General features: G+C 71.2%; 9 protein-coding genes. 4 read left to right on the top strand and 5 right to left on the bottom strand.

The window, feature by feature from the left end; genetic code table 11:
- Positions 1-75: 75 nt before the first annotated feature.
- From AC08OQ_RS12265 to ppgK, 3 genes are all read right to left on the bottom strand, one after another.
- Positions 76-276, bottom strand: a complete 201-nt coding sequence (locus AC08OQ_RS12265) for a DUF7455 domain-containing protein (protein WP_009742431.1) — start codon at positions 274-276, stop codon at positions 76-78.
- A 158-nt stretch (positions 277-434) separates the two neighbouring features.
- Positions 435-2,141: a septation protein SepH gene (gene sepH, locus AC08OQ_RS12260; RefSeq protein ID WP_476605310.1), complete on the bottom strand. Its 1,707-nt coding sequence runs from the start codon at positions 2,139-2,141 to the stop codon at positions 435-437.
- A gap of 294 nt (positions 2,142-2,435) precedes the next feature.
- Complete coding sequence (ppgK, locus tag AC08OQ_RS12255) at positions 2,436-3,272, bottom strand: polyphosphate--glucose phosphotransferase (RefSeq protein ID WP_462188331.1); 837 nt, start codon at positions 3,270-3,272, stop codon at positions 2,436-2,438.
- A gap of 320 nt (positions 3,273-3,592) precedes the next feature.
- Here ppgK and moaA point away from each other — a divergent pair, with 320 nt between their 5' ends.
- Both moaA and AC08OQ_RS12245 read left to right on the top strand, forming a co-directional pair.
- Positions 3,593-4,534 (top strand): GTP 3',8-cyclase MoaA, encoded by a 942-nt coding sequence (gene moaA, locus AC08OQ_RS12250; RefSeq protein WP_476612054.1) that lies wholly within the window; start codon positions 3,593-3,595, stop codon positions 4,532-4,534.
- Positions 4,531-5,727 carry an NTP transferase domain-containing protein gene (locus AC08OQ_RS12245; RefSeq protein ID WP_476605311.1) on the top strand — a complete coding sequence of 399 codons (1,197 nt, stop codon included), beginning with the start codon at positions 4,531-4,533 and terminating at the stop codon, positions 5,725-5,727. Before moaA ends, AC08OQ_RS12245 begins: the two co-directional genes overlap by 4 nt.
- Here the strand turns inward: AC08OQ_RS12245 and AC08OQ_RS12240 are convergent.
- Positions 5,691-5,951 carry a hypothetical protein gene (locus AC08OQ_RS12240; protein WP_476601135.1) on the bottom strand — a complete coding sequence of 87 codons (261 nt, stop codon included), beginning with the start codon at positions 5,949-5,951 and terminating at the stop codon, positions 5,691-5,693. The two genes, AC08OQ_RS12245 and AC08OQ_RS12240, sit on opposite strands and share 37 nt — an antisense overlap.
- Before the next feature lie 666 nt (positions 5,952-6,617).
- On the opposite strand from AC08OQ_RS12240, the gene AC08OQ_RS12235 reads away from it, so the two are divergent.
- Both AC08OQ_RS12235 and AC08OQ_RS12230 read left to right on the top strand, forming a co-directional pair.
- A complete protein-coding gene (locus AC08OQ_RS12235) occupies positions 6,618-7,337 on the top strand; it encodes a hypothetical protein (RefSeq protein WP_476601137.1) in 720 nt (239 codons plus the stop codon).
- A gap of 2 nt (positions 7,338-7,339) precedes the next feature.
- Complete coding sequence (locus tag AC08OQ_RS12230) at positions 7,340-9,742, top strand: AAA family ATPase (RefSeq protein ID WP_476605312.1); 2,403 nt, start codon at positions 7,340-7,342, stop codon at positions 9,740-9,742.
- On the opposite strand, the gene AC08OQ_RS12225 is transcribed toward AC08OQ_RS12230, so the two are convergent.
- Positions 9,702-11,012, bottom strand: coding sequence for an MFS transporter (locus tag AC08OQ_RS12225; RefSeq protein WP_476612055.1), 1,311 nt, complete (start codon positions 11,010-11,012; stop codon positions 9,702-9,704). The two genes, AC08OQ_RS12230 and AC08OQ_RS12225, sit on opposite strands and share 41 nt — an antisense overlap.
- Positions 11,013-11,106: the final 94 nt, after the last annotated feature.

Genomic DNA, 11,106 nt, shown 5'->3' with positions numbered 1-11,106 from the left:
TGGCTGCCCCGATAAACTTCCCAAACAGGCCCTAGCCCGCGATGTGTCCCTTTTGGTGTGCCTGGGCGGCCGAGCTCAGGACACGCTGAGTTTGTCGGTCTCGTCGTGATACTCAACAGCCATCTCACGCAGCTTCGAGTCGTGCGACTTCGCGTGGTGTCGGCAGAACAGGAGATCGCCGCCCCCGGGCAGCACGACCCGCACGTAGGCCTGGGCACCGCACCGGTCGCAACGATCAAGATTGGTCAGCGTCGGCTTAGTGGTAGTCCCTGTCACATCTACTCCAACTGTGTTAGGCGGTCAGACGTTCCAGCTGACCATGTGACGGTTTACTCACAGCCGGCTCTCGCGGCGTCGTTGCATCCAGAGCGGCGTGGTGTCCGTGGTCCTCCATACCACGGACGGGTACCCGTCCCGGGCGCCCGGTCGTCTGATCAGGGACGTCGGGCGCCGAAGACGATGTCGTCCCATGCTGGCACTGACTTGCGTCCGCGTCGACCGCCTGCCGGACGTTCGCTCCCACGGGTGGTGTTACTCGGACGTGCCCGTGACGCAGCGGAGGCGTTCGATGTGTCTACGGTCGTCTCGTCGGTCCCGTCCGGCGCCGCCTCCTCCGTCTGCGCGGAGGGAGCCTTGGCGGAGGCTTCCCGCCGAGCCGCCGTGCGGCGCGCCCCGGGCGTGGAACCTGTGCCGGATCCGGCGGCGCGGGCGGCTGGTGCCGAGGTCACGGCGGCTGCGGCGGCATCGGTGCCCGCTGCCGCGGCCGGTTCGGCGGGAGCGGATCGCGCTGCTGTACCGGCGGCTGGGGCTGACGGCTCCGGTTCGGCGGGGGCTGTCCCGCCCCGCTCCACGGCGGCGACGGGAGGTACCTGCGCCGAGCCCGGGACCGACGGCTTGGCGGCTGTCCCGGTGGGAGACGTGGCGGATGTCACGGGCTGCGGACCGGCCGGCGCGACGGCCGCCCGGGAATTCACTCCTGATCGCCCGGTCCCGGACGCGGACCCCACCCTGGGGCGGCCGCCGGGAACGCCTCGCCCCGTCGCGGCCGTCCGGCGAGAGACCTCGCCGCGGATCGGTTCGGGCCGGACGGGACGGTCCAGGGACTCGGCGTCCTCGGCCCGGGCGGCCTTCCGCTCCGCCGACCGCGGGTCTCCCGGGGCCGTGGGGTCCGCGGACCGGGCAGGTACGGACCATGGGGTCACGGATCGGGTGTCCGCGACCACGGGTTGCGGTTCGGCCGCCTGGATCGCCTCCGGACGGGCGGGCGACTCGGGCGCGATTCCACCGCCCGCGGTGTCCCCGGGATACGACGCGGCCGGGTGGGAGGGCAGCGCCGCGGGCAGAGGGTATTGCCGCTCGGGGAGGCTGTGCTGCGGAGCCGGTGTTCCCGGCGGCGGGCCCGGTTCCGGCACCGCGGCGACCATCGGCTGGACCGGAATGGCGGGATTGACCGGAATGGCGGGGATGCCCTGGTCGTGCACAAGGGTGAGCGCCGGTCCCGCCGCCCGCAGCGCCGCCGACGATGATGGTACGGATGACGGTAGAGATGACGGTGCGGGCACCGGCGCCGGCTGCTCCGCCGTCTCCGGCGCCACGAGGGTGCGGGCCGCGTCGTCATGCGGGCGCACCCGGCGCACCACCGGATCCCACGTCCAGCGGGCGCAGCGGCTTTCCGAGGTGAGCTGGACGAGCCAGATGCCGTCGACGCGGCGCCACGCGTCCCACTGCGCCGCGGCCGGATTGTCCTGGGCTCCCATCAGCCGCGCGTCGACGGCCTCGCCCAACGGCCGTCCCGGCACGCCCCCCGGATCCTTGGGGAGCAGCGCGGCCCGCGCCTCCTGCACGACCCTGGCACGTTCGGCGAGGACGGGACCCTCATAGCGATCCACCCGTTCCACCGGGATCCCGGCGGCCCTGGCCACCTCCGCCGCGGTCTCCCCGGCGCGCAGCCTGGCCTGGATCTCCCGTGGGGTAAGCGCGCTCTCGGTACGCACCTCGCTACGACGCACACCGCGCAGGGCCGCGCGCAGCCGGTCGTCCACGGGCACCCGGAACTGCTCGCCGTCCGTCCTGCCGTTCGCGTCGGTGAGCACGAGGTAGCCGCCGTCCTCGCTGAGTGCGACCGCCCGCAGCTCGCGCATGGCGCCTCCTCCTCCGTCGAAGCCGTACCGCTTGTCGCCGTGCCGCGGCGGGCGGACCGTTGCGCCGGACGCGCCTGGGAGCGGATGTCAACATGATGCGTCAACCCGCCTTCAGCCTGTGCATCCCGGTAGCTGACAGCCTGCCATTGATGGCGTCGGTCGCGGGCGTGGCGGCGGGCGACACGCACAGTCTGACCGTGTTGGGCCTGTTCGGGCAGTCCCGCAACGTCCGGATCCGCAACGTCCGGATCTGGAACGTCCGGATCCGGGACGAGTGGACTCGCGACCGGTGGATTATGGTCGCCTGCCGCCCGGGGGGCGGGTCGCGGGACCTCGGCGGCGGGCGGGCCGGGCAGCCGGTCGGGGCCGGTTCTGGTCGACCAGGCCGGAGATGGCGGCGCCGACAATGCCCGCCTCGTTCTGGAGCTGCGCGGGGACCACTCGGGTACGCACCTCGAGCTGGTCGAGGTATTTGTCCGCTCTCTTGCTCACCCCACCACCGATGATGATGAGGTCGGGCCAGAGCAGCGCCTCGAGGGTGTTGAGGTACCTGGTCACCCGCTTGGCCCACTTCTCCCAGGAGAGGCCCTCGCGTTCCCGGGCCGCATCGGACGCCCTGGTCTCCGCGTCGTGTCCGGAGATCTCCAGGTGGCCGAGTTCGGTGTTGGGCACGAGCTGGCCGTGGAGGAACAGCGCGGTACCGATCCCGGTTCCGAACGTCGTCACGACGACCAGGCCGGTGGTGTCGCGCCCGGCGCCGAAGGCCATCTCGCCGATGCCCGCCGCGTCCGCGTCGTTCACCACGGTGATGTCCACCGGGCCCGTCGCGGCGGCCGACCCGCTCAGCGCCTCGGCGAACAGGGAGACCACATCGGTGTCGATCCAGGACGGGGCGATGTTCGCCGCCGTGAGCGCCACCCCGTTCTTGACCACTGCGGGGAGGGTGGCTCCCACCGGTCCCGACCAGCCGAAGCGGCTGACCACCTCCGCCACGGTCGCGGCCACTGCGGCGGGCTCGGCCGGCTGCGGAGTCGCCAGCCGGAACCTGGGCGCGGCCAGCGACCCGTCCTCGACGTTGACCGGAGCGCCCTTGATCCCGCTTCCGCCGACGTCAACCCCGAAGACCTGCATCGCCGAGCCCTCCCCTACCGATGTTCTGACCCTGCCGACCCTGCCGGCCCTGCCGCCGGTGCCGCCGCGGTGTCGTGGGCCGAACCGCTGCCCAGCGACCGCGGACGTCCGTCGACCGCACGAGTCGTAGTCTCGCAGGCGATCGGGGCGGCCACGGTCCGACTGCCCACGTCGTGGCCTCTTCGTCCCGATCGCGTCCCGCCGGTGAGCCCGCCGCCGCGTGGCCCGGCTCGGGACGAGCCGCGACTCAGACGAACGGCTCTTACCCTGGAGGAACGAGCCTCACTGACACCCATGGTCGCATCGCGACGGACCTGCGGGTGTCGTTGACGGACCGCTGCAACCTCCGGTGTACCTATTGCATGCCGGCCGAGGGGCTCGCGTGGCTCCCCGGCGAGCGGATGCTGACCGACGACGAGGTAGTCCGGCTGGTCGGCGTCGCGGTTGGACGGCTCGGCGTGACCGAGGTCCGCCTTACCGGCGGTGAGCCCACGCTGCGTCCGGGTCTGGTGGAGCTGGTGGCGCGGCTCGCGGCCCTGCGGCCGCGGCCCGAACTGTCCGTCACCACGAACGGCCTGATCCTGACCCGCCTGGCGGGCCCGCTGCGGGCCGCCGGTCTGGACCGGATCAACGTCTCCCTGGACACGCTGGACGCGGACCGGTTCGTCCGGATCACCCACCGGGAGCGGCTCGGCGACGTGCTGGCCGGACTGTCCGCCGCCGCCGCGAGCGGGCTCACCCCGGTCAAGGTCAACAGCGTCCTCGCCCGGGGCGTCAACGACGACGAAGCCCCCCGGTTGCTGCGCTGGTGTCTGCGGGAGGGCTACGAGCTGCGATTCATCGAGCAGATGCCGCTGGACGCGCAGCACGCGTGGCGTCGGGACACGATGGTGACGGCCGGCGAGATTCTTGCCTGCCTGCGGGCGGAGTTCACCCTCACGCCGCTGCCAGGCCGCGGCAGTGCGCCCGCCGAGCTGTTCGAGGTGAACGGTGGGCCTGGGCGGGTGGGGGTGATCGCCTCGGTGTCGGTGCCGTTCTGCGCGGCCTGTGACCGGGTCCGGCTGACCGCCGACGGCCAGGTGCGTGACTGTCTGTTCGCCCGGCGGGAGAGCGATCTGCGGACCCCCATGCGTGCCGGCGCGGACGACGAGCGGCTCGCGGCTCTGTGGCGGGCGGCCGTGCGGGGCAAGAAGGCGGGGCACGGCATCGACGAACCGACCTTTCGGCAGCCGGACCGGCCGATGTCCGCGATCGGCGGATGACGGTGGCCCGGTCCGGGTCGCATGCCGGTGCCCCCGTGGGTTGGAGTGCCCTGGTGCTGGCCGGGGGTGGGGCGCGCCGGCTCGGCGGCCGGGACAAGACGGCGGTGCTGGTCGGCGGTTCCACTCTGCTCGACCGGGTGCTGTCCGCGGTGCCGGACGCCGAACGGGTGGTCATCGTCGGTCCCCGGCGCGACCTGGCCGTCGATCCGGTTCCGCCTGATCGGGTGCGCTGGTGTCGGGAGGATCCGCCCGGCGGGGGACCGGTCGCGGCGATCGCCGCCGGCCTTGTCGAGATCACCACACCGTTCGTCGCCGTCCTCGCCGCCGACCTGCCGTTCCTGACCGGCCGGGAGATCGCGCTGCTGCGCCGCGGGGTCGAGGATCCCGCGGCGCAGGCCGCGCTGCTGGTCGACCCGGACGGCCGCCGGCAGTTTCTGGCCGCGGTGTGGCGGACGGCCTCGTTGTGGGCGGCGCTACCCGCGGATCCGATCGGGCGCCCGGTGCGCGACCTGTTCGCCGACCGTCCGGTGACCGCGGTCCAGGCGGCCGCCCAGACCTGCCTCGACTGCGACGAACCGGCGGATGTGGCGCGGGCCCGCCGCTGGGCCGCGGTGGGCGAGCGTGGCCCGGCCCGGCACGATGGACCTATGACCTCCGCCGATGACCAGCAGCCTGAGCACCAGTCGCGGTCCGAGCATCGGGCTTCGGTGGGCCCGCCGCCCCCGGAGGCCGGACGTCATCGCCCGCTGCCCGCCGCAGCTGTCGGCTCGGGTGCCGGCAACGTCCTGGACAAGAACGTCCTGGACAAGAACCTCCTGGAGCGGGACGTCCTGGCGCAGTGGGTGTCGGACGTCTGCGCCGAGCTCGGCCTCGACGCGGCACGGATCGACGTGGGCGCCGTCCTCGATCTCGCGCGCGACGTCGCCCACGGGGTCGCGCGTCCCGCGGCGCCACTCACCGCGTTCCTGGTCGGTCTGGCCGCCGGCCGGAACGCGGGCGGTGCCCACGGTGAGGATGGCGAAGGCGAGGGTGCCGGCGAGGGCGAGGGTGCCGGCGAGGGGGGTACGGATGGTGAGCGGGAGGCCGCGGCGGCGCGCGCGGCGACGTCGGCCGTGCTCGGCCTCCTGGCGCGGGCGCGGGCGGGGACCGGGTCCGCTCAGCCCATCCGGCCCGGACCCGCCTCGTCGAGGTAGCCGCGCATGTCGATCGCCATGGTGTGCACCGCGTCCTGGTCCGGCTCCGCGTACTCCTCGCCACGCGCCGACGCCCGCGCATATCCGAAGGTCAGCCTCGGCAGTACCTGCGTCGGTGTGTCCATCCCGCCCTCCCAGCCAGGTTCGTCCCCGGCGAAGGCGGCAGGTCCGGAGGGCAGGTCGCCGGAGGTGGGGGAGGCCGTCACGACGACCCAGTCGATCACGCCGAGTATGATGATCGCGGCGAGCGCTGGCAGGGCCGCGACCGGGTTTCAGGCGGCCAGCCCCACCAGGACGAACACCGCGACCACCGTCAGTCCGCCGATGAGGTGCCGCCGCGCGGGACGAAGCGCGGGAACCTTACGACCATGCCGATAGTGCGCTATACCGACAGTGTGCCTGGGATGCCGCGTTCGGCCCGACCCTGGCCGCACCGCCCGAGTGCGGCCAGGGTGCCTCACCCGGGATGGTGTTTCACCCGACCCGGGGCCCGGCCTGGGGCCCGACCTGGAGGAGGCGTGCGGCATGCCGGGGACGTTGGTTCGACCAGCGGGGGATCGGGGTATGCCGCACAGGCCGATCCGAGGCCGGGCAGCGGCGTCCACCTCGATGTCGGCGTTCGTGTTGCCCAGCAGGCGGATCATGACTTATTGTGACCGCCTTGACTCCTGCGGTCACCGAGTCGGGGTTCGGTGTGCCGGGGCGGCGTCGGGCACCCGGAGCATTCGACAGCGGAGGGTATGTACTTTCTCTCTTTTTAGCGAAGGTTGCGTATGTCGACCCCGTCCTGAGTCACACTTTTCGAAGGAAAGCAAAGGACCATGGCCCGGCGCCGCACCATGTGTTCAACCTCGCGAAGCTGGAGGTTCGCCGTGGAGGCTCGACGTCGGATGACACGTCCGCGCCGAAAGTCCGCCCCTGGCACCCTGCTGATGCTCAGCGTAATCGTCTCGGTGTTCCTCGCCGCCGCTGCCTGCGGCTCGCCGAGTTACGAATACGTAACCAACAAGAAGGACGGCGCGTTTGTGCGCGTCCCGACCGGGTGGAATCACCAGGAGATGCCCGGGCCTGCGCTTTTCGGGATCGACGCTCGCAACGTCAGCCCCGAGATGCTGCGCGGTCTCATACCGCGGGAATGGGTCGTCGGCATCGACGCGGCCCAGCGGTTCGACAACACCCGGCTCCTCGTGCCGGACGCAACGCAGCCGAAGGGGTTCGTCCAGGTTCGCCACCTGCTCCCGGAGGAGGCCAACGCGGTCTCCACCAACGATCTGCGCAACTTCGTCCTCTCCGTCGACGACGCGGTGGCCGCGCAGGAGCAGGCCGTGCGGCAGAACCCCTACGGTGCGCGGCTGACGCCGAACTTCCTGCTACTCGCGGACGAGGTTGTGCACAAGAAGGACGGTGTGCACGGGGTGCACCTCGTTTACCAGGTGCAGACCCAGGCCGGACTGGTCACTATTGATCAGACGAGCCTGCTCGACAATGGTCAGCGAGTGCTCTACCAGCTGATCCTCGCGTGTTCGTCGCTGTGTTACGCCACGCATGGTCAGCAGATCGGCGATGTCGCCAAGTCCTTCACGATCGAGCCGACGGACCGAGGTCAGTAGCCATGGGCGTGAGAGACCAGGCAGGTGGGACCGCCGACGGCGGGGACCCGAAGCCGAATGCCGCCGGTCCGGCCGGTCCCGGCCCCGGTGGCACGGATACGGAGGCGGAACCGGCGAGCGTGACCGCCGGCAAGCCACGCCGCCGTCCCCTCGCCTTCTGGGACCGGGTGAAGTTCCTGCTCCTGCTCGGGGCGGTCTTCGTCTTCGTCGTGGCGGCCGACGTGTCCGGCAACCCGTTGATGACGTGGGCCGACTCGATCCGCATCCAGGCCAGGAACAGTTGGTGGATCCTGGCCCTGCTGGGCGTGGAACTGGTGCACCAGCTCCACATGTTCCTGGGCGAACGGTGGTCGGGCTACTACGTCTTCTGGACCGATCGGGTCTTCGGGCAGGCCGAGCGTCGGCTCCTGCGGCTCAACGACTGGAACCGGTACCGGGTCAGCCGTGCGCTGAAGTGGATCGTCGGGGCCGCGCTCGTCCTGTTCGTCTACGCCCGCCTGGCCGACACCTCGGTCTTCGACGCGATGGTGAACGCCCCCGGCGCCGTCTGGAAGGCCATCCCGGCGGTTCTGCAGATCGTCCTGCTCATGGTCCTCGTCGTCGGCCAGTTCGTCGTGATGTTCTGGTTCCTGTCCAAGGGCGGCGTCGACGTCTACTTCCCCGAGGACATCACCACCCGCTTCGCCGACGTGTGGGGGCAGGACCACGTCGTCAGCCGGGTGAAGGAGAACGTTTTCTACCTGGAACGGCCGGAGGAGATCGAGAGCCGGGGTGGTCATGTTCCCGGCGGCATCCTGCTCTGGGGGCCGCCGGGCACCGGCAAGACGCTCATCGCCGAGGCGGTCGCGGGAGAGACCGGGAAGCCCTTTGTGTTCGTCGACCCGGGTGCCTTCCAGGCGATGTTCATTGGGGTCGGCATCCTCAAGGTGAAATCGCTGTTCCGCAAGCTGCGCAAGCTCTCCCTGCGTTATGGCGGGGTGATCGTCTTCTTCGACGAGGCCGACACGCTGGGGAGCCGGGGTCAGCTCGCCGGGGGATTCGGCCGCGGGGCCGGAACCGGCGCCCGGTCGTGGTTCGCCCGTTCGGGGTTCCCCGGATCGGTGGGCGAGGCCGCTCCGGGGGACCTGTGCAACGGCCTGTCCTACCTGAGCGGGGCGGCCCGCGCGGAGATCACCCGTGAGCAGTTTGTGGTGGGCGGGGGCGGGGGCGGTGGTTTCGACGGCACCCTGCAGGCGCTGCTCACCGAGATGTCCGGCCTGAAGAAGCCGCGGGGCTTCCTCAACCGGGTGGTGCGCCGGACGTTGGGCATGCGGCCCAAGCCACCGCCCAAGTACCGCATCCTCGTCATGATGGCGACGAACATGCCGCAGTCGCTCGACGAGGCACTGCTGCGCCCCGGCCGCATCGACCGGCAGTACAAGGTGGGCTATCCCAGTAAGGAGGGCCGGATCCGCACCTTCGAGGGCTATCTGTCGAAGGTGTGCCACGAGCTCACGCCGGATCAGATCGACCGGCTGGCCATCATGAGCCCGGAGGCCACCGGGGCGACCATCAAGGACACCGTCAACGAGGCTCTGGTCCAGGCGGTGAAGGACGGCCGGGAGGTCATCACCTGGCAGGACATGCTCCAGGCCAGGGTGATCAAGGAATACGGCCTCGCCGACGACCACGAGCACATCGACCGGGAGCGGCACAGCATCGCCCTGCACGAGGCGTGCCACGCCGTCGTCGCCTACCGGATGCAGCGCGGGCGGGTGATCGACCTCGCCACCATCGAACGCCGCGGCGGCGTCGGCGGGTTCGTGGCGCACGTCGCGGTCGAGGACCGCATGTTCATGTGGAAGTCCGAGATCGAGGTGCAGGTGATGGTCTCCCTCGCCTCGCTCGTCGGCGAACGGATGTTCTTCGAGGGGGACAACACCGTCGGTGTCGGCGGCGACCTGCGCAGCGCGACCCTGCTCGTGGCCAACTTCATCTCCTCGGCGGCGATGGGGGAGACTCTGGCCTCGCGCCTGTCCATGCTGGAACAGGAGATGGGTAACGCCTCCATCGACGCCGACCGGCCGTTCGGCGAGCAGGTCGAGGGCAAACTTCGGGAGCTCTACGCCCGTACCGAGAAGGTGCTCGCCGCGAACCGGCGGGAGATCCTGGCCCTCACCCACGCACTGGAGACCCACAAGACGATCACCGGTGAGGATGTGGAGGCCATTATGGAGGGGCACCTCGGTCCCACCGTCGACGGCCGCCGTTACCACGAGCCCGACTTCCTTGCTGTCGCCGAGAGCTATCACTCCAACGCGGTCCAGGCTCATCGTGGGCAGACCCATGAGCTGCACACACTCCCCGACCTCGGCCGGGCGGCCGTCAGCCCCGCCGAGGCGGCACCCGCGGCCGGATCGGACTGAGCCGACCCGGGTCCGGACGTGTGCCCTGCACGGTCTTGCCCTTCACGGTCTTGGTCCGAAGGGAGCCGAAGGCGTACAACGCCGCGCCGATGGCCGCGCCCGCGGCCAGGAGCAACCCAGCGCGCGCGCCGAAGGCCTGGGCGACCCAGCCGGCGATCGGGCCGCCGACCGGCGTCGTGCCGAGGAACGCGACCGACCACAGCGCCATCACCCGCCCGCGCATCGCCGGGTCGGCCGAGAGCTGGACCGTGGCGTTCCCGGTCGAGATGAAGGCGACGCTCGTCGCGCCCAGCAGCACCATCGTCGCGATCTCGAGCGGCAGCGTCGGCGCGGCGGCGGCGAGCAGCAGGATGAGACCGAAGGTCATCGCGGTCAGGCTCAGGGCCCGGGGCCCGATCCGGCGGCGGCGGGCGACCAGCAGGCCGCCGACGACCGCGCCCGCTCCCATGGCCGAGGTCATCAGGCTGTACGTGGCCGCGGTGCCCCCGAAGGTCTCCCGGGCCAGGAGCGGCAGCACGACCTGGAACTCGTAGGACAGCGTGCCGATCACCACCATCATGACCAACGGTACGCGCAGCGCCGGCGTGCGGCGCACGTAGGCGAAGCCGGCCCGCAGCTGCCCCGGCGCCCGGTGTATCGGCGGATGATCGTACAGCGCTGAGATGTCCAGGCGGTGCAGGGCGAACAGGACCGCGCCGAAGGAGGCCGCGTTGATGAGGAAACAGCCGGCGGTGCCCGCGAGCACGATGACGACGCCGGCGATCGCCGGGCCGACGATGCGCGCCGCGTTTATCGCGACCGAGTTCAGGGTGACCGCGTTCGGAAGGTGCTCCGGCCCGACCATCTCCTGGACAAAGCTCTGCCGGGCCGGGTTGTCGACGGCGTTGCACAGGCCGATGAGTGCGGCGGCCACCCCGACCATCCAGAGCTGGGCCGTACCGGTGAGGTCGAGGATGCCCAGAGCCAGCGCGGCGAGCCCGGAACCCACCTGCGTGCAGATCAGCAGGCGGCGCCGGTCCGTCCGGTCGGCGAGCAGACCGCCGTAGGGCCCGAAGAACAGCACCGGCAGGAACTGGGCGGCGGTGACGAGGCCGAGCGCCGTGCCGGAGGCGCCGAGCGAGAGGACCAGCCAGCCGAGGGCGATGGTCTGCATCCATGTCCCGCAGAGCGAAACGATCTGGCCGCCGAGGAAGAGCCGGAAGTTCGGCACCCGCAGGGCGGCGAACGTGCCACCTGCCGCCTTCGATGCCGAACCGGCTACCTTCTCCATCTGCAGGGTCATACGTGCACCTCCAGTGAGGGCAACGCCGGCCGGCAGATCGTTATTTCGCATCAGGTAAACATTTTCCTCCAGGGCGGGTTCT

The organism is Frankia sp. CcCS3 (assembly GCF_977927575.1).
This window is presented reverse-complemented; position numbering and strand designations above follow the sequence as displayed.

Coding starts and splice junctions, on each gene's coding strand:
- sepH (WP_476605310.1), bottom strand. CDS start 2,141: ATGCGCGAGCTGCGGGCGGTCGCACTCAGCGAGGACGGCGGCTACCTC.
- ppgK (WP_462188331.1), bottom strand. CDS start 3,272: ATGCAGGTCTTCGGGGTTGACGTCGGCGGAAGCGGGATCAAGGGCGCT.
- AC08OQ_RS12245 (WP_476605311.1), top strand. CDS start 4,531: ATGACGGTGGCCCGGTCCGGGTCGCATGCCGGTGCCCCCGTGGGTTGG.
- AC08OQ_RS12235 (WP_476601137.1), top strand. CDS start 6,618: ATGACACGTCCGCGCCGAAAGTCCGCCCCTGGCACCCTGCTGATGCTC.
- AC08OQ_RS12230 (WP_476605312.1), top strand. CDS start 7,340: ATGGGCGTGAGAGACCAGGCAGGTGGGACCGCCGACGGCGGGGACCCG.
- AC08OQ_RS12225 (WP_476612055.1), bottom strand. CDS start 11,012: ATGGAGAAGGTAGCCGGTTCGGCATCGAAGGCGGCAGGTGGCACGTTC.